The organism is Arthrobacter sp. 1088, from assembly GCF_031455315.1.
Lineage (GTDB): Bacteria > Actinomycetota > Actinomycetes > Actinomycetales > Micrococcaceae > Arthrobacter.
The window spans coordinates 42264-65217 of sequence record NZ_JAVDSM010000009.1 but is presented as its reverse complement, the minus strand read 5'-3'; the positions used below and the strand labels follow the sequence as shown (position 1 = coordinate 65217).

At 62.3% G+C, this 22954-nt stretch carries 18 protein-coding genes; 11 read left to right on the top strand and 7 right to left on the bottom strand.

What is annotated here, in order from left to right:
• The first annotated feature begins 127 nt into the window (after positions 1-127).
• A complete protein-coding gene (locus J2Y41_RS15240; protein ID WP_309929727.1) occupies positions 128-2185 on the top strand; it encodes a primosomal protein N' in 2058 nt (685 codons plus the stop codon).
• A gap of 28 nt (positions 2186-2213) precedes the next feature.
• On the opposite strand, the gene J2Y41_RS15235 is transcribed toward J2Y41_RS15240, so the two are convergent.
• Genes J2Y41_RS15235 through J2Y41_RS15220 form a run of 4 tightly spaced genes read right to left on the bottom strand, consistent with a single transcriptional unit; the run spans position 2214 to position 6120 of the window.
• Positions 2214-3290 carry a glycosyltransferase family 1 protein gene (locus J2Y41_RS15235; RefSeq protein WP_309929725.1) on the bottom strand — a complete coding sequence of 359 codons (1077 nt, stop codon included), beginning with the start codon at positions 3288-3290 and terminating at the stop codon, positions 2214-2216.
• Entirely contained in the window at positions 3287-4231 is a 945-nt protein-coding gene (locus tag J2Y41_RS15230) for an alpha/beta hydrolase (RefSeq protein ID WP_309929723.1), read from the bottom strand. The genes J2Y41_RS15235 and J2Y41_RS15230 overlap by 4 nt, the downstream gene beginning before the upstream one ends.
• A 10-nt stretch (positions 4232-4241) precedes the next feature.
• The gene (locus J2Y41_RS15225; RefSeq protein ID WP_309929721.1) at positions 4242-5123 is read right to left on the bottom strand and encodes an aldo/keto reductase; all 882 of its coding nucleotides are present in this window, start codon (positions 5121-5123) and stop codon (positions 4242-4244) included.
• 34 nt (positions 5124-5157) lie between these two features.
• Complete coding sequence (locus tag J2Y41_RS15220) at positions 5158-6120, bottom strand: sugar-binding transcriptional regulator (RefSeq protein ID WP_224090525.1); 963 nt, start codon at positions 6118-6120, stop codon at positions 5158-5160.
• A 121-nt stretch (positions 6121-6241) separates the two neighbouring features.
• On the opposite strand from J2Y41_RS15220, the gene J2Y41_RS15215 reads away from it, so the two are divergent.
• From J2Y41_RS15215 to holA, 8 genes are all read left to right on the top strand, one after another.
• Positions 6242-8023 carry a glycerol-3-phosphate dehydrogenase/oxidase gene (locus J2Y41_RS15215; RefSeq protein ID WP_309929718.1) on the top strand — a complete coding sequence of 594 codons (1782 nt, stop codon included), beginning with the start codon at positions 6242-6244 and terminating at the stop codon, positions 8021-8023.
• Positions 8024-8208: 185 nt separating this feature from the next.
• Complete coding sequence (locus tag J2Y41_RS15210) at positions 8209-8961, top strand: MIP/aquaporin family protein (protein WP_224090521.1); 753 nt, start codon at positions 8209-8211, stop codon at positions 8959-8961.
• Between the two features lie 70 nt (positions 8962-9031).
• Positions 9032-10546, top strand: a complete 1515-nt coding sequence (gene glpK, locus J2Y41_RS15205) for a glycerol kinase GlpK (RefSeq protein WP_309929717.1) — start codon at positions 9032-9034, stop codon at positions 10544-10546.
• A gap of 305 nt (positions 10547-10851) precedes the next feature.
• Entirely contained in the window at positions 10852-13380 is a 2529-nt protein-coding gene (gene leuS / locus J2Y41_RS15200) for a leucine--tRNA ligase (protein ID WP_309929715.1), read from the top strand.
• A 67-nt stretch (positions 13381-13447) separates the two neighbouring features.
• A complete protein-coding gene (locus J2Y41_RS15195) occupies positions 13448-14428 on the top strand; it encodes a DegV family protein (RefSeq protein ID WP_224090513.1) in 981 nt (326 codons plus the stop codon).
• A 62-nt stretch (positions 14429-14490) separates the two neighbouring features.
• Positions 14491-15354, top strand: coding sequence for a helix-hairpin-helix domain-containing protein (locus tag J2Y41_RS15190; protein WP_309929712.1), 864 nt, complete (start codon positions 14491-14493; stop codon positions 15352-15354).
• Positions 15347-17227, top strand: coding sequence for a ComEC/Rec2 family competence protein (locus J2Y41_RS15185; protein ID WP_309929710.1), 1881 nt, complete (start codon positions 15347-15349; stop codon positions 17225-17227). The genes J2Y41_RS15190 and J2Y41_RS15185 overlap by 8 nt, the downstream gene beginning before the upstream one ends.
• A complete protein-coding gene (holA, locus tag J2Y41_RS15180; protein ID WP_309929709.1) occupies positions 17187-18080 on the top strand; it encodes a DNA polymerase III subunit delta in 894 nt (297 codons plus the stop codon). The genes J2Y41_RS15185 and holA overlap by 41 nt, the downstream gene beginning before the upstream one ends.
• Before the next feature lie 94 nt (positions 18081-18174).
• Here the strand turns inward: holA and rpsT are convergent, their stop codons facing one another.
• On the bottom strand, positions 18175-18435 hold the full coding sequence (gene rpsT / locus J2Y41_RS15175; RefSeq protein WP_223932984.1) for a 30S ribosomal protein S20: 261 nt from the start codon (positions 18433-18435) through the stop codon (positions 18175-18177).
• Positions 18436-18602: 167 nt separating this feature from the next.
• On the bottom strand, positions 18603-19157 hold the full coding sequence (locus J2Y41_RS15170) for a type II toxin-antitoxin system PemK/MazF family toxin (protein WP_309929706.1): 555 nt from the start codon (positions 19155-19157) through the stop codon (positions 18603-18605).
• Positions 19158-19340: 183 nt separating this feature from the next.
• Between J2Y41_RS15170 and lepA the strand changes: the two genes are divergently transcribed.
• On the top strand, positions 19341-21194 hold the full coding sequence (gene lepA, locus J2Y41_RS15165) for a translation elongation factor 4 (RefSeq protein ID WP_216925590.1): 1854 nt from the start codon (positions 19341-19343) through the stop codon (positions 21192-21194).
• Positions 21195-22424, top strand: a complete 1230-nt coding sequence (hemW, locus tag J2Y41_RS15160) for a radical SAM family heme chaperone HemW (RefSeq protein WP_309929702.1) — start codon at positions 21195-21197, stop codon at positions 22422-22424.
• A gap of 30 nt (positions 22425-22454) precedes the next feature.
• Here hemW and J2Y41_RS15155 read toward each other — a convergent pair whose 3' ends face one another.
• The gene (locus J2Y41_RS15155; RefSeq protein WP_309929700.1) at positions 22455-22868 is read right to left on the bottom strand and encodes a DUF4870 domain-containing protein; all 414 of its coding nucleotides are present in this window, start codon (positions 22866-22868) and stop codon (positions 22455-22457) included.
• Positions 22869-22954 lie beyond the last annotated feature (86 nt).

Sequence of the window (22954 nt, the reverse complement as noted above, 5' to 3'; positions counted from 1 at the left end):
ACTGCTTTGTCGGTGGTCCATGATTGGCTGGAGCCAGAGAGATGCCCGCAGTGGGTTTCCCCTACTGCGGGCATCCGTCGTTTAGTCTGCGCGGGAACCCCGTGACAAAAAGTTGGAGGTAGAGAGCATGGCGGGAAATGAAGCCCAGCCCACCCTGCTTCAACCTTCTTTGCTTCAAGGGTTCCCTGACAAGTCTCCCGTCAGTGGACCCCCGTTGGCGGCGGTGAATCCCGTTGCCCGTGTGGTGCTGGAATCTTCCCTGCCACACCTGGACCGGCCGTTCGATTACAGCGTGCCCGCTGAACTCGCTGATTCTGCTGCTCCCGGCGTCCGGGTGAAAGTGAAGTTCAACGGCCAGGAGCTTAACGGCTTCGTGCTGGAACGCGTCGATGCTTCGGATGCCGGCCACCCGCTGACCCCACTTCACAAAGTAGTCTCCACGCTGTCCGTCCTGACGCCCCACATCGCGGAGTTGGCTGGAACGGTAGCCGCGCGCTACGCCGGAACCTTGAGCGATGTCCTGCGCACTGCTGTTCCCCCTCGCGTTGCCAAAGTTGAGAAGGAGCTACTCGCGGGGGACGCAGCACGGGAACCGGACCTTCCGTCTAATGCGCCGGATGCCACCGGCTGGGCTTCCTACTCCAAGGGAGCCCCGTACCTCCACCACCTGGCCGGTGGCGGAGTGCCCAAGGCTGTCCTGACGGCGCTGCAGGGATTCGGCCCGGGGGGTTGGCCTTCGCTGGTTGCCGCGGCTGTTGGGGCAGTCCGGGCATCGGGCCGTGGTGCAGTGGTGGTGGTTCCCGATTACAGGGATCTTGAACAGCTGGAGGTGGCCCTGGCCAGGGTCCTGCCACCGGGTGACGTCGCGCGGTTGACGGCTGACGACGGTCAAACTCCCCGCTACCGGAGCTTCCTGCGAATCCTTAGTGGTGAGGCGCGTGTAGCCATTGGTACGAGATCCGCCGCCTATGCGCCGGTTCGGGAGTTGGGACTTGTGGTCTGTTGGGACGACGGCGATGACCTCCATATCGACCAGCGGGCTCCCTACGCGCACACGCGGGAAGTACTGCTCCTGCGGGCCGAGCAGGAGAACGCAGCCTGCCTGATGGCATCCCATAGCCGCAGCACCGAACTCCAGCGCCTGGTTGAAATGAAATGGGCGGTGCCGATCGAGGCGCCGCGAACGGTCATTCGTTCCACTGTTCCCCGTGTCCTGAACACAGCGGACAGCTTTGAACAGGAACGGGATCCCCTGGCCCGGATTGCACGTTTGCCCGGAGCGGCATGGCGTGCAGCCAAGGAGGGCCTCGAGCACGGCCCTGTGCTGGTGCAGGTTGCCCGTGCCGGCTATGCGCCCTCTTTGGCTTGCGAAACGTGCCGGGAGCTCGCCCGCTGCAACAACTGCCAAGGACCGCTGGCTATCTCCAGCAGTTCCGCCATGCCGCTTTGCCGCTGGTGTTCCACGCCGGCACCGCAGTGGCACTGCAACCATTGCAACGGCACACAGTTGCGCCGGGTTGCGGCGGGAGCCGTGCGAACGGCGGAGGAACTGGGGCGGGCTTTTCCTGGCCAGACGGTTATCACCTCATCCGGGGAAAACATCAAGGCCACGGTTCCTGATGCTCCGGCATTGGTAATTGCCACGGTCGGCGCGGAACCCGTGGCTCCCCAGGGGTACGCGGCCGCGCTGCTTCTGGATGGTAATTCATTGCTCCGCCGGGAAAACCTGCGGGCCGGCGAGGACACTGTTCGGCGATGGTTCAACGCGGCGTCGCTCGTGAGACCCTCCAACCAGGGCGGGCTGGTAGTCATCACGGCAGATGACACAACCGCTACCGGAGCCCTGCTGCGCTGGGACGCACCGGGCTACGCGTCGCGTGAACTGGCACTCCGCAAAGAACTCCAGCTTCCCCCGGCAGTGCGGGTAGCTTCAGTGACCGGGCCAAGGGCCGACGTCGCGCATTTTTCCGATACCTTCGAGGCAAGCGTCAAGCTGAAGTCCGGTTCGAAGCTCCGCAGCGCCGGTCCGGCGCCACTTCAGGCAGATGTTCGCACCCTGTACTTCATTCCCTACGCAGACGCCGCAGACGTTACCCGTGCCATGCGTGCCGTCAAGGCAGCGAACGCGGCGAAACGCACAGCCGGTCCAGTCCAACTGCGGCTCGACGGCGTGGACGTTTTGTAGCCTTCAGCCGCTGGTTTCGGCGGGCACGCTAGCGCTTACGAAGCGCCACGACCTCTTCTGCCGCAGCCAGCAACTGCCGGGCGGATTCGTCCCAGTTGAAGTCTCCAGCACGTTCCACGGACCTGCGGGAACGTTCCTGCCACAATGCGTCATCGCCCAGCGCCGTGACAGCCGCAGCGAACTCCGAGGGTGAACCGGGGTCAACATAGCTGACCGCATCGGCGCCCACTTCCCGGAAAATTGGAATGTCGCTGGCGATAACGGGCGTACCCAGGGACATCGCCTCCACCAGGGGCAAGCCATATCCCTCGGCCCGCGACAGGCTGATGAGTGCAGTCGCCCTGGTCAAAAGCTCTTCATACTCGGCGTCTGTTACACCGTTGTGGAACAGGACCTTTGCCCCGTGGGGCACCATGGCCTCGAGTTCGGCCCGACGCTGGGGCGTAATCCGGCTGAGCAAGTGCAGTGTGTAATCCTGCAGGCCTGCCATTCCCCGAATCATGGTTTCCACGTTCTTGTAAGGCATGAACGAACCCATGTACAGCAGGGTCTTATCCGCTCCGGCCGAAGGATCGCGGGGAGTCTGGCCGGGCTGCGGGGCGTTGCCAACGATCCGTACGGGACGGCGGGTCAAGGTGTACTTGGCCATTAAAGCCTCTGTGGTCCTGCTGATGGTTGCCACCACGTCAGCCCGGTTCAGCAAAAGGCGCTGCGGCCAGAATGCCTTGTGGTACAGCCTCCAGAGCAGGCGCACCGGAGCCGGAAGGAACCCCGGGGGAGCGGGGTGTTCGTAATAGATGAGATCGTGAAGCGTAAGGATCAGGCCATACTTCCGCCCCAAGGTTCCCATGGTTTGCATCGGGCACACCACGACGTCGGCCTTCAGCGGGTTGACTTTACGGGCCACGAACAGCTCGAGCGGGGACAGCGGGCTGTTGACCATCACGTAGGGCACGTCGGGAAGCAAAGCCAGCTGGCGTTCGTCATTGATGAGCATGGTGACATCCGCAATTTTGGATGTTGCTGCAATGAGGCTTGAACCGTACCGGCTGATGCCATCGTGGTGGTCCGTCCTGGTGAAGCGGGCGTCGATGACAATTTTCACGCGGGGTGTTCCTCCAGGAATGTGCGGATGGCTGCGGCAGCCGGGGCCGGAGTCTCGTAGTGGATCAAATGCCCGACGTCGGGAATCACTTCCAGCGTGGCCTCCGGAAGGCGTTCCATCAGTTTGTGCTGGTTGGGCAGAGTGGCGATCTCGTCCTTTTCGCCCGCGATCAGAAGCACGGGGAGGCGCAACTCCCCGGCGACGTCGGCCACTGTTCCCGACACGGATGCCTTGAAGGATTCGAGCAGGCTCCTCCGGTCCGCGAATGCGCTGAAGTAGGCATCGTGCTGGCCATGTATGAAGCGACGCAGGTTTTTGTCTTTGGTCTTGGCCATGGTGATACTCATGACGCGGACAATGGCGCGGTTGCGCAGGAGGGCAAGGCCAAGGCGCCTTGGAAGCCTGGCAGACACCTGGTAGTAAAACACCGCGAGCTTGGTCATGATCCCCTTGGGACCCTCCAAAGCGGGTGCAGCGATGGGGTTGATAAGGATCAATGGATAAATGGCGCCGGGATTCCGGGCCGCAAAATGGCTCGCGACGATGGAGCCGAAGGAATGGCCCAGCAGCACGGTCTTGGGGCCCAGGCCCAGCGCGGCCATGAAACCGGAGATGAAATGGCCGTAACGCTCAACCGTGTGTTCGTCGTCAAGGAAAGGATCCGAACTGCCAAACGCAGGGAGGTCAGGCATGATGATCCGCATGTCCGGAAGCAGGTCCGCTACACGGAGCAATCCATGGTGGTCACCCCGAAAACCGTGAATGACCAAAATCGTGCGGGCATTCTGTGTGGGTTTGACGGGTTCGTACGTCCAATACGCCACATTGCTGCCATCGACGTCCACATCAGAGGCGATAGTGCGTCCCTGCAGGGATTTGCTGATGAATTCAAACGGGGCATCTGCGCCTTCCGGGGTTTGCGCGGTGTCCACTTTTTCCATTCGGCCGTTCCTAATTCACGTTGTCCGGGTGCGAGCCCGTGCGGTGGTGGCGTTCAAGCGCCGCCATGCCGTCCATGTCTGCTGCCTCGAGTTCGAAGTCGAAAACGGCAAAGTTCTCCTTGATCCGCCCCGCGGAACTTGCTTTCGGAATGACGAGGTTCCCAAGCTGGAGATGCCACCGGAGGATTATTTGGGCGGGTGTCCTGCCGTACTTGTGAGCCAAATCCGCAATCGCAGGATCGGCAAGGACCTGCCCACGGCCAAGGGGGCTCCATGCTTCGGTTCGGATCCCGAGTTGTTCATGCAGTGTCCGCAGCCTGGCCTGCTGAAGCCAGGGATGCAGCTCTATTTGATTAACGGCCGGGACCACTTCGGCTTTCTGCATGAGTTCTTCCAAGTGCCCGGGCTGGAAGTTCGAAACCCCAATGGCCCGGACTTTGCCTTCCCTATACAGGGTTTCCATGGCTTTGTAGGTCTCCACGAACAGGCCTCGTCCGGCACACGGCCAGTGGATGAGGTAAAGATCCACGTAGTCCAGTCCGAGGTTGGCCATGGATGAATCGAAAGCCCGGAGCGTGGAGTCGTAACCGTGGTCGTCATTCCAGACCTTGGTGGTGACAAAGACGTCTTCCCGGGCCAGGGCATGCACGGATTCGCCGGAACCACCCGTGCCGAGGTTTGCCTCATTGGCATCGCCGATTGCACCACCGATCGCGCGGCCTACGCCTACTTCGTTGCGATACATGGCGGCGGTATCGAACCGCCGATAGCCTTCGCCGAGGGCAGTGCTCACCAAAGCTTCAGCTTCTTTGGGCGGCACCTTATAGAGTCCGAATCCCAGGCGATCCATCATCACGCCGTTGTTCAATGTCAGCCGGGCCGGGAATCTCATATCAACGACTCTACCCATTCCCCGGCCGAAAGCCTCAGGACTGGCCATTGAAACTCACCAGGCGTCGCGCCGAAGCTTCGTCGAGGATGAGGTCAGTGGCAAGTCCGGCTGCCAGGGCGCCCTGCAGGCCGTTGATTTTGGAGGCACCGGACACGACGCAAATCCGGCGTCGCACCTGCCGTAGCTGTTCATGGCTTGGACCCGTCGACCGCTCGTTCAGGGTAATGCCGTCAGATGATCCATCACTGCGGAAGAAGACCGTGGCTACGTCGCCCACCACATCGTCGGCGGCCAACATGCTGAGGTCTTGTTCGTCGAGGTAGCCGCCGGCATACACATGGCTTGGATAGTCCGAATCAACGGATCCAACACCGAAAATGGCGATGCTCATGCGCGCCTGCAGATCCAGGATGCGTTGAACGCTGCGTTCATTCCACATGGCCGTCTTGGTGGCCGCGTGATCGAAAAACGCCGGCACGGGAAATTGTTCGACCCGCGCTCCGTAGGCGCTGCCGAAGCGCCGCATGATGTCGCTCGCGTAGGTGATGCCGGTTGTTTGCATGTTCCCGGCGCCGTTGAGTTGGACAACGATGGTGTCGTGCGTGACTTTCCGGGTCAGGTGCCGGCTTACAGCGCTGAGGGTGGCACCCCAGGCTATGCCGATGATGGCATTGGAATCCACCAGGGGTCCTATGGTCCGAGCTGCCTGCATGGCCACGCGGTCCAGCGTCTCAGCCTCGTTCAAGGTGTCAAGCACCGGCACTACGTGGACGTCCACCTTGAATTTCTCGCGAATCTGGCTCTCAAGCTCGGGGGCGGTATCAAACGGGCTGCGGATCTGGACCTGGACCAAGCCTGTTTCCCGGGCGGAAGACAAGAGCCTTGAAACAGTGGAGCGCGAGGTCCGCAACTCCCGCGCAATGGCGTCCATGGTCAGGTCCTGCAGGTAGTACATCTGTGCGGCCCGGAGGGCATCCGAGTGACGTGAGCGTCCCATCTCATTTCCTTACTGCACGTTTGTGCATATAGCTTGACTCCATTTTCCACCTTCGCCAGATTAGTGGTGAAAGGTGCAGCGAACGTAACGCCGCGCACAAACCAAGCCCAAGGGAGCAGTTTTGGGACACAACAGGATTTCTACCTCCTCCGATGCGCATCGGCGTGAGTCTGTAACCGCCTTGCGGGAGCGGCCGTCGGCGAAGGTGCTGATTATCGGCGGGGGTATCAACGGCGTAGGGACCTTCCGTGACCTGGCCTTGCAGGGCATTGATGTTGCGCTTGTGGAGCGTGGTGACTACTGCCAGGGCGCAAGCGGTGCATCGTCGCACATGATCCATGGCGGCATCCGTTACCTGGAGAACGGTGAGTTCCGCCTTGTCAAGGAATCAGTGGTGGAGCGCAACCGCCTTCTGCGGATCGCCCCGCATTACGTCAAGCCGCTGCAGACCACCATTCCCATCTTCAGCACCTTCTCCGGCATCCTGTCCGCGCCCATTCGCTTCCTCACCCACAAACAGGGCAAACCGAACGAACGCGGCGCCTTCCTCATCAAGCTCGGCCTGAGCATGTACGACTTCTTCTCCCGTGACGGCGGCAGCGTCCCCCGGCACCAGTTCCGCGGCAAGGACAAGGCTCTGGCGGAGCTGCCCAAGCTGCACCCGGGAATCAAGTACACGGCAACCTACTTTGACGCGTCCGTCCACAATCCTGAGCGGCTCACCCTGGACGTGCTTCAGGATGGCGAGAAGGCCGGACGCGGTGGTGGCCTGCCTGGCGGGACGGCCCGGGCCAGCAACTACGTCTCACTGGTTTCCATGGGTACTGACGGAGTCCGGCTGCGCGACGAATTGAGCGGCAAGGAGTTCGATTTCCAGGCAGACGTCATCGTCAACACCACCGGTGCGTGGGTGGACCTCACCAACCAAGCCATGGGAGCCGCCAGCCAGTTCATGGGCGGCACCAAGGGCTCGCACATTGTGCTGGACCACCCTGGGCTGCTGGCCGCCTGCAATGGCCGGGAGATCTTCTTCGAACACACGGACGGCCGCATCGTCCTTATTTACCCGATGGGGGACCGGGTGCTGGTGGGCACCACGGACGTCGACGCCGACATGTCAGAAGACGCCGTCTGTACCGAATCCGAAATCGACTACTTTTTCGACCTGATCGGCCACGTCTTCCCCACCATCAAGGTGGACCGCGACCAGATCGTCTACAGCTTCGCCGGAGTCCGTCCACTGCCGCGCCACGACGCAACCCAGCCGGGATTTGTCTCTAGGGACTACAGGATCGAACGCAGCGTCCGCACCGGCGAAGGTGCCATGGCTACGCCAGGCGGCAAGGCCGCCGTCGTACTGAGCCTGGTAGGTGGCAAGTGGACTACTTTCCGGGCACTGGCCGAACACATGACCAACGACGTTCTTCGCGAACTTGGTCGGGAACGGAAAATTTCGACGGCGAAACTCGCCATTGGCGGCGGCGCTGGCTTCCCTGCCACGGAACAAGGTGAGCAGGAGTGGATCAAGAAGCACATGGGGCCCGGACTGGACGCGGACCGCGTGGCTGGACTCCTGACGCGGTATGGAACACGGGCAGAGACCGTCATCGATTACCTGAACGCAGGACACGACGCGCCGCTTCGTTCAACCCGGGAACTCAGTGTTCGCGAGTTGGCATTCATGGCCGAAAACGAGCAGGTCGGGCATCTGGTGGATGTCCTCATCCGGCGGACGTCCCTCGCGTTCCGCGGCCTGGTGACCGGCGAGTTGCTGAACGAAATTGCTGCGGCATTGGCTGAACCGCTTGGGTGGGATGCCGCTGACCGTGACGCAGAAGTGCGGCATGCCCAGGAAGTGCTGCGGCGGTTCCACAAGGTCGACGTGCACAGTCTCGTGGCATGAGGCCGGTCACACAAGATGCTTGATCGTCCCACTGTGTGGCCAGGAAGCTGGCGACAGGGACGGCAAACGGGGTAGGTGAGCCCCTTGGGGGCTCACCACACCGGGATGGTTGCGGAAAACGGAACTGTCCCAACAGCCTCTTCAACCCGCGAGGAGGCTGACAACAGAAAAATGAGGAGTCAAAGATGTCTCTTGGAATAGTTTTCCTTTCCGAAGTATTCGGAACCATGATGCTGACCCTGCTGGGTTGTGGCGTCGTGGCCAACGTTGCGCTCAAAGGCACCAAGGGCAACAACGGTGGATTCTTGATGGTGACCTGGGGCTGGGGTATTGCGGTCTTCGCGGGCGTTTTCGTGGCCGCCAAGTCCGGTGCGCACCTGAACCCGGCTGTCACCTTGGGCCTGCTCGTCAAGGGAAGCAAGGAATACGCGCCCGATGTCAGCGTGGACTTCGCTTCCACCTTGACGTACTTCGGCGGCGAACTGCTCGGGGCATTCCTGGGCGCCGTTGTTTGCTGGCTCGCTTACAAGCAGCACTTCGATGAGGAGCCGCTGGCAGCAAACAAGCTGGGAACGTTCTCCACCGGGCCTGCCATCCGTTCAACCCCGTGGAACCTCATCACCGAAATCATTGGCACGTTCGTCCTGGTTTTCGTCATCCTGACTTTCGGCGGCACCCCCTCGGGCCTGGGCCCGTTGGCGGTAGCGCTGCTCGTGGTCGGTATCGGTGTGTCCATCGGTGGCCCCACCGGTTACGCCATCAACCCGGCACGTGACCTTGGACCCCGCATCGCGCACGCCATCCTCCCCATCAAGGGCAAGGGTTCCAGCGACTGGGCCTACTCCTGGATCCCTGTCGTCGGGCCCCTTGTCGGCGGTACGCTGGCAGGCCTCATGGCCAACATCGTTCCAGGGATCATGCCGTCCGTCGCCGGCTAGACAGCCTTACGCGGCAATACGCCCTACCAGATCAATAACCGCAGATAACCACTGAGACAAGGACGTCACCATGAATCAATACGTCATCGCCATCGACCAAGGCACCACCAGCTCCCGCGCCATCGTCTTTGACCACTCCGGCAACATTGTGTCAACGGGACAGATGGAACATGAGCAGATCTTCCCGCAGGCAGGTTGGGTCGAGCACAACCCCGCCGAGATCTGGAACAACACCCGGGAGGTCATAGGTTCCGCGCTGTCCAAGGCGAACCTGACGCGGCACGATATTGCCGCCGTCGGTATTACCAACCAGCGTGAGACCGCCGTGGTGTGGGATAAGAACACGGGCGAGGCGGTTTACAACGCCATCGTCTGGCAGGACACACGGACGCAGTCGATCGTCGATGAACTGTCCAAGGACGGCGGGCCGGAGCGGTTCAAGCAAAAGGTCGGCCTTCCCTTGGCCACGTACTTTTCCGGCACCAAGATCAAATGGATCCTGGACAACGTCGACGGCGCCCGCGAACGCGCAGAAGCCGGCGACCTCTTGTTTGGGAACACCGACGCCTGGGTTCTCTGGAACCTGACAGGTGGAGTCGACGGCGGCGTGCACGTCACTGACGTGACCAACGCGTCCCGCACTATGTTCATGGACCTTGAAACGCTGCAATGGGACCAGGAAATTCTTGACGTCTTCGGCGTCCCGGCCTCCATGATGCCCGCCATCAAATCCTCCTCCGAGGTCTACGGACACGTCCACACCTCCCAGTTGCTGCGCGAAGTTCCCGTAGCCGGCATCCTGGGCGACCAGCAAGCCGCCACATTTGGTCAAGCCGCGTTCCAAGCCGGTGAAGCGAAAAACACCTATGGCACGGGTTGCTTCCTGATCTTCAACACCGGCGAGGAAATCGTCCACTCCAAGAACGGCCTGCTCACCACCCTGGGATACAAGCTCGGCGACGACAAGCCCCACTACGCCCTGGAAGGTTCCATCGCCGTCACCGGTTCCCTGATTCAGTGGCTGCGTGACAACCTCGGCATGATCAGCTCCGCACCACAGGTGGAAGAACTCGCCGCCGCAGTCGAAGACAACGGTGGCGTGTACATCGTCCCCGCATTCTCCGGCTTGTTCGCTCCGTATTGGAGGGCTGACGCGCGAGGCGCGATCGTAGGCCTCACCCGATTCGCCAACAAGGGCCACATTGCGCGTGCTGCCCTTGAAGCGACTGCGTTCCAGACCCGCGAGGTACTCGACGCCGTCAACGCTGACTCGGGTGTTCCCCTCACCGAACTGAAGGTCGACGGCGGCATGGTCGCCAACGAGGCACTCATGCAGTTCCAGGCCGACATCCTCGGCGTACCGGTAGTCCGCCCGAAGGTGGTTGAAACCACCGCCCTGGGCGCCGCGTACGCTGCAGGCCTGGCCGTCGGATTCTGGAAGGACCTGGGCGAACTCAGCGCCAACTGGGGCGAGGACAAGCGCTGGGAACCGCAGCTGCCTGCCGAAGAGCAGGAGCGCCAGCTGCGCCTCTGGAAGAAGGCCGTGACCAAATCCATGGATTGGGTCGACGAGGACGTTAAGTAGTTCAAAAAAGGGGCCGATGACTCCCGCCCGCCCGCTTCGCGGTGCCCACCACACCATGGCGGGGAGTCATCGGCCCCTTTTTTGATGCGGGCCGCTGCGCCGCCAACCATGCTTTGTCGGCGAGTGGAAGGATGATCGTGCGCTATTGTAGATCTATGCGTGCGATCCTTCTGCTTAGCTAGCCGCCCGGCAATCAACAGCCGAGCGGCCGCCCCTCCATTGTCGAGGGGCTTTTGTGTGTCCGGGGCTTTACCCGGAGCGCAGCAGGAGGCAAAACCGCCATCGAAGAACAGAAGAGGGCAGCAGTGAGCGTTCAGCCGGAGACAGAGACCGGAACAGCACAGACAGCCGCAGCTGGAGCGCCTGAAGAAGGCGTCTACAGCTTCGCCGCGATGGAAGCCAAGTGGCCGCAGGTCTGGGAAGACCTCAAAGTGTTCACTCCACTTGACGATGGTTCGCGGGAACGCCGCTACGTGCTGGACATGTTCCCCTACCCCTCAGGCGACCTCCACATGGGGCACGCCGAGGCCTTTGCCATGGGCGACGTCGTAGCGCGCTACCTGCGCCAGAAGGGCTACGACGTCCTGCACCCCATCGGTTGGGACTCGTTCGGCCTCCCCGCTGAGAACGCGGCAATTAAGCGCAACGCCCACCCCAGCGAGTGGACCTACGCCAACATCGACACGCAGGCTGCCTCGTTCAAACGCTACGCCATTTCGGCCGACTGGTCCCGGCGTCTGCATACGTCCGACCCCGAGTACTACCGGTGGACCCAGTGGTTGTTCAAGCGCTTCTATGAGCGTGGCTTGGCGTACCGCAAGGACTCGCCCGTCAACTGGTGCCCCAAGGACCTCACCGTCCTCGCGAACGAGCAAGTAGTCAACGGTGCCTGTGAGCGCTGTGGCACGGCAGTCACCAAGAAGTCCCTGAACCAGTGGTACTTCAAGATCACCGAGTACGCCGACCGCCTGCTCGAGGACATGGACCAACTCCAGGGCCACTGGCCCGAGCGCGTGCTGGCCATGCAGCGGAACTGGATCGGCCGCTCCGAGGGCGCCCACGTCCGCTTTGTCATCGAGGGCACCCAGGACCGGGCAGAGCGCGAAGTCACCGTCTTCACCACCCGCCCGGACACCCTTTACGGCGCAACATTCTTCGTGGTTGCTGCGGATGCGCATTTGGCCCTGGACCTCGTTACACCTGAACAGCATGACGAACTCATGGCCTACCGGGAAAAGGTCAAGGCCCTCTCCGAGATCGAGCGCCAGTCCACGGAGCGCGAGAAGACCGGCGTCTTTACCGGACGCTACGCCATCAATCCGCTCAACGGTGAGAAGCTTCCCGTTTGGGCAGCCGACTACGTTCTGGCCGACTACGGCACTGGAGCCATCATGGCTGTTCCGGCGCACGACCAACGCGACCTCGATTTCGCCAAGGCGTTTGGCCTGCCCGTGCGCGCCGTACTTGATACAGGCGAGGAAGACCCCGCCGAGACCGGTGTGGCCACCGCGGGCGAAGGACAGCTCAAGAACTCCGGCGACTTGGATGGCCTGTCCAAGTCGGAGGCCATCCCGGCCGCCATCGGGATTCTGGAGAAGTTGGGAACCGGCGAGAAGTTCGTCAACTTCCGGCTCCGCGACTGGCTGCTCAGCCGCCAGCGTTTCTGGGGCACGCCCATCCCGATCATTCACTGCGCCGAATGCGGCGAAGTGCCCGTTCCCGACGACCAATTGCCCGTGAAGCTGCCCGAAGACCTGCGCGGAGAGGCGCTGGCGCCCAAGGGCACCTCACCGCTGGCCGCCGCCGTCGAATGGGTCAACGTCGAGTGCCCCAACTGCGGCAGGGCAGCACAGCGCGACACGGACACCATGGATACGTTCGTGGACTCTTCCTGGTACTTCCTGCGGTTCGTCTCGCCCCACTACACCGAGGGCCCGTTTGATCCGTCGAAGATCAATGACTGGATGCCCGTGGGGCAGTACGTGGGCGGCGTGGAGCACGCCATCCTGCATCTGCTCTACGCCCGGTTCTTTACCAAGGTCATCAAGGACATCGGCCTGATCGACGCCAGCGAGCCCTTCAGCGCGCTGCTCAACCAGGGCCAGGTGCTCAATGGCGGCAAGGCCATGAGCAAGTCCCTTGGCAATGGTGTGGACCTTGGCGAGCAGTTGGACAAGTTCGGCGTTGACGCCGTTCGCCTGACCATGGTCTTCGCCTCGCCACCTGAGGACGATGTTGACTGGGCGGACGTCTCGCCGTCCGGTTCGGCCAAGTTCCTGGCCCGTGCCTGGCGCCTGGGCCAGGACGTCACCAGCGAACCCGGAACCGATGCCAGTGCCGGTGACCGCGCCTTGCGCACGGTGACCCACAAGACCATCGCTGATGCCGCTGAACTGTTGGACAACAACAAGTTCAACGTCGTAGTGGCACGGCTCATGGAGTTGGTCAACGCGACGCGTAAGACCATCGACTCCGGAGCGGGTGGAGCCGACCCCGCCGTGCGCGAGGCAGTTGAGGCCGTCGCTGTGATCCTGAGCCTTTTTGCCCCGTACACGGCAGAAGATCTCTGGAACACGCTGGGACACGCTGCCTCCGTGGCCAATGCCGGCTGGCCGAAGCACGACGACGCCCTGCTCGTCCAGGACACCGTCACCGCCGTTGTGCAGGTCCAGGGCAAGGTCCGCGACAGGCTCGAAGTATCGCCGGACATCAGCGAGGACGATCTGCGCGAACTGGCACTCGCATCCGAAAATGTCCAGCGCGCCATGGACGGCCGTGGCATCCGCACCGTAATCGTGCGGGCGCCTAAACTGGTGAACATCGTCCCCGCCTAACCAGGCATCACGGACTTTGCGGCCGCCGGCATTGTGCCGGCGGCCGGTCACCATTGTTGGAGGTTGCGTGCCCGAGCGAGAACCACCTGCCTGGATGTGGCTCAAGGAACGGCTGTCCCGCCTCCGGCAGCCGGCGCTCCCGGTTCCCATTGCCGATGAGGCGCTTCCCGCCGTCGTAAAGACCGCCGTGGTAACTGATTCGGCAGCCGCCCTGCCAGCGGACTGGGTGGCGGCCTTTGCCGCGGACGGGCGCCTGGCCGTTGTTCCCATGCCGGTCATGGTGGGGAGCGAAATCTACGGTGAGGGCGAAGACGACATCACCGAAACGTTGGCCGTTGCCTTGGCGTCGGGCGCATCCGTGAAGACATCCCGGCCCTCGCCCGGCCAGTTTGAACAGGCTTATCGTGCCGCGCAGAACCGCGGGTTCGAAGCCGTGGTGTCCATCCATATTTCTGCCGAATTGTCCGGAACCGCCGATGCCGCGCGTCTTGCTGCGGCACGGGTTGGTATCCCCGTGGAGGTACTGGATTCACGCACCGTCGGAATGGCGCAAGGCATGGGAGTGCAGAGCGCCGTGGTTGCTGCGGCCGCTGGCCTGCCCGCAGCTGAAGTCCGCGCTTTTGCGGAAAAGCGCATGGAACGTACCAAGGTCTACTTCTACGTTCCGAGCCTGGAGCAGCTCAGGCGTGGGGGACGCATTGGAGCCGCGGCATCGCTGCTGGGGACGGTGCTGGCCATCAAGCCAATACTTGCGGTCGACGGCGGCAGGATCGTTCCGTTGGAAAAGGTCCGCTCCGCTGTGCGTGCTGTAGCCCGGCTTGAGGAGATCGTGGCAGCTGATGTCGCTTCCAGGCCTGCCGGTCAGCAACGGCTGGCAGTTCATCATTTTGGTAACCAGCTGGAGGCCGAAGCGTTGGCCGCACGCCTTCGGGACAAATGCCCGGACTGTCCTCCCGCCCAGATCAGTGCCCTCCCCGCAGTCCTCGCGGCGCACGCGGGTTTGGGTGTACTGGCGGTTATCGTGGGGGAGAGCAGCACACCCACGTGAGCTTTTCCACATAGCCCAAGAGGCCCAGTGCACTCCTTTCGCGTCCCTCGTAGGCTCGAACCATGCCACGCTGGAATCGGGATGGGTCCCCAGACGCCGCAGCACTGGCAGCCAGACGGCGGCTCGCGGCGGGACTGAACCCTCCGGATGATCCAGCTCCCTTGCTTGCCATGCCTCCGCTCGAAGAGCCCGCGCCGGAGGCTTCGGCTTCGGACCCCCTCCATGGCCAAGAGACAATGGCGGCGCGGTTTCGGTGGCGAACGTCCTGGAGGGTTGCGGTTGCGGTGTCGGTAGTTGGTGCCGCCTGCGCGGCGTGGTTCCTTCTCCAGGCGGCCACCGGACAACCCACTACAGAGCCCCTGAGTCAGTCGGTACCGGTCGAGGGAAGCGTGACTGAAGGTGACGGGCTGAATTCCACTGGACCGACGCCGCCGTCTCAAAACACGAAGATGCTGCTGGTCCATGTTGCCGGTGCGGTACAGAAACCCGGTGTCGTTTCGCTTGCAGAAGGAAGCCGGGTCTTTCAGGCGATCGATGCTGCAGGCGGGGCAACCGCCACTGCTGACCTAAATGGCCTTAATCTCGCGGAAGTAGTCACAGACGGGGCAAAGATCCATGTTCCGGCTGTGGGGGAGGCGTCCCAGCAGGAGACTTCCCAGGAGACAGGGAGCGGAAACGGCGCAGGTGGGCCGGCAGAGACCCAGGTCAGCCCGGGATCCGGAGGCGCCAAGGTCAACATCAACACTGCCTCCGTGGAAGAGCTCGGGACACTGCCCAGGGTTGGTCCCGTGATGGCCCAGCGCATCGTAGATTGGCGCAAGGAGCACGGAGCGTTTGCCTCGGTGGAAGAGTTGGATGCCATTGATGGCATCGGACCCAAGCTCATGGAGTCGCTCCAGGATTTGGTGACGGTGCAGGGTGGCTGAGGATTCACACGGAAATCCCTTGCTGAGGCGTCTGGATCTCCGTCTGGATCTCCGTCTGGTCCCGGCCGTTCTTGTCACCTGGGCCGCGGCACTTGCCTGCGGTGTTCTCACCGCTGCGTGGTCGGCGACTATAGGCGTAGTCCTTGCCGGTGTTGCCAGCGCCTTGCTGCTCTCTTCGCGCCTGCGGGCAACGGGGACGTCACGCGCCAGGACAGTTCCGGCCACTCTCGCCTTGGCCTGTGTGCTGGGTGCTGTGGCTGCTGGTCATTGTGCCTTGGCTGCCGGCAAGCGGGACCAAGGCCCCCTCGCCGCAGCCGTCGACGCCCACGCTGGCGTGGTCATCCAGGTCCGGGTCACTGGCAGTCCTGCAGAGGCGCCCCAACCCGGGCACTCCGGCGACACCCGATGGTCGGTTCCGGCCAGCCTGGTCGACCTTACCTCCGGAGGGAATGTCATTCGAGGTTCTGCCTCCCTTGTGGTCATTGGCGACGATGCGTGGCGGGACGTACGCCCGGGACGGCACGTGCGAACAACCGGCACGCTGAAGGAGATCCGGCCCGGACAATCAGAAACGGCGATACTGACAGCCACCACCGGACCGGTTGTGATGGGCTCTGCCTTCGACCTGCAAGACGTGGCCGCCCAGCTGCGCGGGCACTTACGCGATACTGCAAGTTGGTTGCCTCCCGATGCTGCTGGTCTGCTGCCAGGAATGGTGACTGGCGACACCAGCGAGCTTTCGGAGAGCCTTGAAGCGGACATGAAGACAACCGGGATGGTCCACTTAACAGCTGTAAGCGGGGCGAATTGCAGCTTAATTTTGGGCGGATTCATCCTGGTTGCCAGAAGCCTGGGACTGGCTCGTCCTTTCGCTGCCGCTTTCGCAGGGTGTGGGCTTGCTGCGTTCGTAGTGCTGGTAGGGCCGGAGCCCAGCGTCCTGCGCGCAGCGCTCATGGGACTGGTCGGGATGGCTGCATTGACGGGCGGGCTGCGGGGACGGCCACTGACTTTCCTATGCTTGGCTACGGTTGTTCTTCTCCTGCTGGATCCCACCCTTGCCAGCAACTTTGGCTTCCTCCTCTCCGTCCTGGCTACGCTTGGCATCGTGCTGCTCGCGGGCCGGATAGCGTCGTGGTTTCCTGACACCATTCCCAAGTGGTTGGCTGTAGGGGTTTCCGTGCCCCTGTCCGCCCAGGTGCTCTGTGGGCCAGTCATCGTTGCACTCCAACCCCAGTTCTCGCCGTACGCACTCCTTGCAAACGTGATGGCTGGTCCGCTCGTGGCTCCCGTGACGATTTTGGGGACCCTGGCCGTGCCGCTCTCCGCGATCCATCCCTGGGCTGCGGCAATCCCCATCGCCCTGGCGGGTGCCAGCGCCAGCGGTGTGGCGGGCATAGCAAGGTGCTTTGCCGGACTACCCGGCGCGGCACTCCCGTGGGCGGAAGGTCCGGCGGGCATTGGTGCCATGACCGTTTCCTCGGTGGTCACCATACTCGTTGTCTGGACAGCCCTGCATCCAAGCGGTGTGCTCCGGAGGATCATGGTCCTTCACCACCGCCTGATGGTTGTGTTGGAAAGGCTGGACAAGAACGCAAGGCGGCTGCCTGTTCGGGTTGCTGCGCATCCGCCCAGGGTGGGACGAGCCACGCGCGACCGCCAAGGCATGGCAGACTTGAAGTCTGCAAAAAATCCTCCGGAAGGAACCAACTGTGGCTGCTGCCCAAAACACCCGGGCCAAGAGCGTCGCTGCCAACACCGTCAGTTGGCGGGACGCGACGCCGGCCGCGGTGGTGCTGATCACGGGCCCGGAGGAATACCTCGGTATCAGGGCCATGGACCGCATCAGATCCCTCGTCCGGACGGCAACACCTGATGTTGAACTCAGCAGGCTGAATGCTGGTTCCTACGAGGCCGGTTCCCTGGCGATGACCGTAACCCCATCTCTGTTCGGCGAGGGAAAGCTGATCGAAGTAGAGGGCTTGGAAGCCATGAATGATGCGTTCCTGGCTGACTCTTTGTCCTACTTGTCCCATCCCGAGCAGGATGTGGTTTTGGTGCTGCGCCATGCCGGCGGTGTTCGCGGGAAGAAATTGCTGGACGCCGTGAAATCCGCTGGATGGCCTGTGATCGATTGCCAGCCTCTTAAGAAGGATGCGGACAAAACTGCGTTTGTTGTCTCGGAGTTCAAAGCCGGTGGTCGCCGGATTGAGGGCGAAGCCGTCCAGGCCCTCGTCAATGCGGTGGGAGCCAATCTGTCCGAGCTTGCGGCCGCCTGCAACCAGCTGATTGCCGACGCCACCACAGCTGTTACGGCCGAAACCGTGGAGCGCTACTACGGTGGCCGGGTGGAAGCTACGGCTTTCAAGGTGGCCGATGCTGCCATGGCCGGTAACGGACCAGTGGCTTTGTCCACCTTGCGGCATGCCCTGTCCACCGGGGTTGATCCAGTCCCCTTGGTGGCTGCGCTTGCGGCGAAACTGCGGACGCTGGCAAAGGTGGCTGGGGCGAACGGGTCGCCGGCCACCATCGCCAGGAACCTGGGAATGCAGCCGTGGCTTGTGGAGCAGGCCCAGCGCGATGTCCGCCGTTGGACCCCGGACGGCCTGATCCGCTCCATCCAGGTCATCGCCGAGGCGGATGCCCAGGTGAAGGGTGAGTCGCGTGATCCGGTCTACGCCGTGGAGCACGCGGTCACGGTGATCGCCACGTCGGCCAGCCGCCGCTGAAGCTGGCGCATTCGCGCCGGCTTTCGGTTAAACCCAAAAGGCCGGCACCCGAGGGTGCCGGCCTTTTGATCAGCTCAGTCGAACTGGAAAAACCTTAGAGTGCGTTGACCTTCTTGGAGATCGCCGACTTGCGGTTTGCAGCGTTGTTCTTGTGAATAACGCCCTTGCTGACAGCCTTGTCCAGCTTGCGGCTGGCAGCAACAAGTGCAGTTGCAGCAGCATCCTTGTCAGCAGACTCAACGGCGGTGGCAACGGCGCGGATGGCCGTCTTCAGCTCGGACTTGACGGCGTTGTTACGCAGACGAGCCTTCTCGTTGGTGAGGATGCGCTTCTTCTGGGACTTGATATTAGCCACGTATGAACTCTCTTTTTAATGCGGAAATGGTCTAGAGGGTTTTCAGGTTGGCCATCGACTGAGCGGCGTGGGGATGCCTATGGCAGCCAACCATGAGTGGCCGTCGACCTGCACGGACACACAGCTATAAAGGATAGCAGAAAGCGGGGCCCAGTGTGACCGATTGATCAGCTCCAGCCATGAAGTTCCCTCAGGGCACGGGAAACCTCAAGGAACGCCGGCTTGCCGAGGACTGCACCTTCACGACGGATCGCCTCCGGGTTCACCCGGATCACACGGTCAAGTTTGACTTCACTCGGGCGCCCTTGACGGTCCCACTGGCCCACTCCAACATCAACGTAATCCCCGGCGCGCCTGCCGTTGTCGTGGTCCTTGGACGTCAGCATGAGGCCCAGCAGCCACTCGCCATCCCTGCCAACCAACAGCACAGGGCGATCCTTGCCATGCGAGAAATCCTCTTCGAACGGGACCCAGGTCCACACAATTTCTCCCGGATCGGGCCGCCCATCCGGTTTGGGGGAGTAGTGCAGTTTTGCTGCTCCCACGAAGTCGCCCGGGTAGTCGCCCGGGTAGGCAGCCGGTTGAGGCCCGACGGCGGATTGCCGGCTCTTCTGCCTCGGGAAACCAGCGGGAGCGTTGTTCCTGCTATTGGTGCTGCTGCCGCCAAGTGTCTTGAGGGATCGAAGGATGAGTTTGCCCAATGGGCGCAAGTCCAAAGCCATGCGGACAACGCTACCGCGATGGTCTGCCGGGCGAACGTATGCAGCGCTTCATGGAGACCGGCAGGAATGTACGGGGAACCGCAGGTTCGTGGGAGACTAGAGGATCAGATGCGCGGCGTGTCCCGGCTGGCCTTTGCCCAGCCGGTGGATTTGCCGCGTGAGTGTCGACAGTAAGGATCCTGCGTGTCTCCCATGGCCCGCACCGCACCGGTGCCCGCCGCAACAGATCCGGCCATCATCCGGAACTTCTGCATCATTGCCCACATCGACCACGGTAAGTCCACCCTGGCCGACCGCATGCTGCAGTACACCGGCGTCGTTCAACAGCGCGACATGAAGGCCCAGTATCTGGACCGTATGGACATCGAACGTGAGCGCGGCATCACCATCAAGTCCCAGGCAGTACGTATGCCATGGGAACTCGATGGCACCAGCTATGCCCTCAACATGATCGATACTCCTGGCCACGTCGACTTCACCTATGAGGTATCGCGCTCCCTGGCTGCCTGTGAAGGCGCCGTGCTGCTGGTTGATGCAGCGCAGGGCATCGAAGCCCAGACGCTTGCCAACCTCTACCTGGCGATGGAGAACAACCTCACCATCATCCCCGTGCTGAACAAGATCGATCTTCCGGCTGCGCAGCCTGAAAAGTATGCGGCAGAACTGGCCAACCTTATTGGCGGAGACCCGGAAGATGTCCTCAAGGTTTCGGGTAAGACCGGTGTAGGCGTGGAAGCGTTGCTGGACAAGATCGTCCGCGACCTCCCTGCCCCCGTCGGCAATCCCGACGCACCGGCACGTGCCATGATCTTCGACTCCGTCTATGACACCTATCGTGGCGTGGTCACCTACGTCCGCGTAGTGGATGGCATGCTGCATCCGCGGGAACGCATCCAGATGATGTCAACACGGGCCACGCACGAGCTCCTGGAGATCGGTGTGAGTTCCCCGGAGCCTACACCGTCCAAGGGCCTCGGAGTCGGTGAAGTGGGTTACCTCATCACCGGTGTGAAGGATGTTCGCCAGTCCAAGGTGGGCGATACCGTAACCAACCTTGCCAAGCCGGCATCGGAGTCGCTCAGCGGCTACGCCGACGCCAAGCCGATGGTGTTCTCGGGTCTGTACCCGCTCGATGGAACTGACTACCCTGTTCTCCGCGATGCCCTCGAGAAACTGATGCTTAACGACGCCGCCCTGGTCTACGAGCCCGAGACGTCCGCCGCCCTGGGCTTTGGCTTCCGCGTGGGCTTCCTGGGTTTGCTGCACCTCGAAATCACCCGTGAGCGCCTCGAGCGCGAGTACAACCTGGACCTCATCTCCACAGCTCCCAACGTTGAGTACGAGGTCACGCTGGAGGACAAGAAGGTGGTCCACGTGACCAACCCCAGCGAATATCCCACAGGCAAGATCGCAGAAGTCCGCGAGCCCATGGTGTCCGCTACGATCCTGGCGCCCAACGAGTTCGTGGGATCCATCATGGAGCTCTGCCAGAGCCGCCGTGGCCAGATGCGTGGCATGGACTACTTGTCCGAAGACCGCGTGGAGCTCCGTTACTGGATCCCGCTGGCCGAAATCGTCTTCGACTTCTTCGACCTCCTGAAGTCCAAGACACGCGGTTACGCATCACTGGACTGGAAGGCCGACGGCGAACAGGTCGCGGACCTTGTGAAGGTGGACATCCTTCTCCAGGGCGAGCAAGTGGATGCTTTCAGTGCCATCACCCACCGTGACAAGGCCTACGCCTACGGTGTGATGATGACCGGCAAGCTGCGCGAACTCATCCCGCGTCAGCAGTTCGAGGTGCCCATCCAGGCTGCCATCGGATCGCGCATCATTGCCCGGGAAAGCATTCGGGCCATCCGCAAGGACGTTCTTGCCAAGTGCTACGGCGGTGACATCACCCGTAAGCGCAAGCTGCTTGAGAAGCAGAAGGAAGGCAAGAAGCGCATGAAGATGGTGGGCCGGGTTGAAGTGCCCCAGGAGGCTTTCATTGCCGCGCTGACCACCGACGAGTCCAAGGACAAGGCCAAGAAGTAGATGCCCAGCGTCCTTCCTTTGGGCGACCCGGCACCTGCGGATGGCTTGTTGCCTCCGCAGGTGCTGACCGGCGTCGAGCACCGCAAGTTCGGGCTGTATGTGCATATCCCGTTCTGCGCGGTGCGGTGCGGCTATTGCGACTTCAATACCTATACGGCCACGGAGCTCGGCGGTGGGGCGTCGCAGGATGCTTATGCCCAAACGGCCGTCACCGAGCTGGACTTCGCGGCAACGGCCCTGAATGCTTCCGGCTTGCCGGAGCGGCCCCTGAGCACCGTATTCTTCGGCGGGGGAACACCCACGTTGCTCCCTGCCAAGGACTTGGCACGTATCCTGCGCGCCGCCGTCGGGCATTGGGGACTTGAGCCGGGCGCAGAGGTGACCACCGAAGCCAACCCCGACTCCGTGACGCCGGAATCGCTCAAGGTGCTCGCTGATGCCGGCTTTACGCGCGTCTCCTTCGGCATGCAGTCCGCGGTACCGCATGTGCTCAAAGTGCTGGATCGCACCCATACGCCCAGCCGTGTTCCGCTGGTGGTCCAGTGGGCGCGCGAGGCTGGCCTGGCCGTTAGCCTTGACCTCATCTACGGCACGCCGGGAGAGTCGATGGCGGATTGGCAACTGTCCCTTGAGACTGCCCTCTCCTACGAACCCGACCACATCAGCGCGTATGCCCTGATCGTTGAGGACGGCACAAAGCTGGCGGCCCAAATCCGCCGCGGCGAAGTCCCCGGAATCGACGACGACGACCACGCCGCCAAATATGAGCTCGCTGACAAATTGATCTCCGAAGCCGGCCTGACGTGGTACGAAGTCAGCAATTGGTCGAAAACGCCTGAACAAGCCTGCCGTCACAACCTTGCCTATTGGCGGGGCGATGACTGGTGGGGTATTGGTCCCGGCGCCCACTCCCACGTGGGCGGTGTCCGCTGGTGGAACGTTAAGCACCCCACGGCTTACGCCAACAGGCTGGCTGCAGGAGACTCGCCGGCAGCCGGCAGGGAAACCCTCGACGCCGACACCCGGGAAGTCGAGCGCATCATGCTTGAGGCGCGGCTCGGTACAGGGCTAGCGGTGGATGCGTTGGACAAAGTCGGCCGCCATGCGATGGCGGGACTTATCGCTGAAGAGCTGGTGGACCCGGTTGCGGCCTTCAAGGGTCGCCTGGTTCTTACGCTCAAAGGCCGGCTACTGGCGGACGCCGTGGTGCGCAGGATTCTGCCGGACTAACCGTCGGAAGAATCCTGCGGAGGCCCGGGACTACTTAATCCAGCGCAGGTTGAGCTTGTAGCGGTGGGGCTGCCCGTGGTTGACACGAATACCAGCCGAGACTGAGAAGCACGTAAGTGCTACCCAGATGCCCGTGGCGATGACTGCAAAGATATTTCCCACCAATGGAAGCAGAACAAGGATATTCGCCAGGACTGCTGCGATGGTCGGAGGGAGCGTGAAGTTCAGGGCTTCCTTGGATTCCTGCGCCGTAAACGGCCCGCGATCACGGAAGATCAGATAGATCAGCAGGGAGGGCAGGCATCCCAGAATTCCCCCGAAGTGCGCAAGGGTGGCCCACTGGCGGTCTTCGCTTGCCGTCAGTGGGAGTGCGTTTGCGGGCGCGCCATGGTACTGGGGCTGGCCTGCGGCGCTGCCCGGTTCTTCAGGAGCGTTCTCTGCCACGGTGTCTTCCCTTTGCTGTAAAGATGCTGCAGTGTTGCTGTCCCAGAATACTGGGTTCCGGGTCATCCCGGGACCAACGCCCCGTT

Bases quoted from the DNA above. Each gene is read 5' to 3' on its own strand.
- J2Y41_RS15240 (WP_309929727.1), top strand. From the start codon at position 128: ATGGCGGGAAATGAAGCCCAGCCCACCCTGCTTCAACCTTCTTTGCTT.
- J2Y41_RS15230 (WP_309929723.1), bottom strand. From the start codon at position 4,231: ATGGAAAAAGTGGACACCGCGCAAACCCCGGAAGGCGCAGATGCCCCG.
- J2Y41_RS15225 (WP_309929721.1), bottom strand. From the start codon at position 5,123: ATGAGATTCCCGGCCCGGCTGACATTGAACAACGGCGTGATGATGGAT.
- J2Y41_RS15220 (WP_224090525.1), bottom strand. From the start codon at position 6,120: ATGGGACGCTCACGTCACTCGGATGCCCTCCGGGCCGCACAGATGTAC.
- J2Y41_RS15210 (WP_224090521.1), top strand. From the start codon at position 8,209: ATGTCTCTTGGAATAGTTTTCCTTTCCGAAGTATTCGGAACCATGATG.
- glpK (WP_309929717.1), top strand. From the start codon at position 9,032: ATGAATCAATACGTCATCGCCATCGACCAAGGCACCACCAGCTCCCGC.
- J2Y41_RS15190 (WP_309929712.1), top strand. From the start codon at position 14,491: ATGCCACGCTGGAATCGGGATGGGTCCCCAGACGCCGCAGCACTGGCA.
- holA (WP_309929709.1), top strand. From the start codon at position 17,187: ATGGACCGCATCAGATCCCTCGTCCGGACGGCAACACCTGATGTTGAA.
- J2Y41_RS15170 (WP_309929706.1), bottom strand. From the start codon at position 19,157: ATGGCTTTGGACTTGCGCCCATTGGGCAAACTCATCCTTCGATCCCTC.
- hemW (WP_309929702.1), top strand. From the start codon at position 21,195: ATGCCCAGCGTCCTTCCTTTGGGCGACCCGGCACCTGCGGATGGCTTG.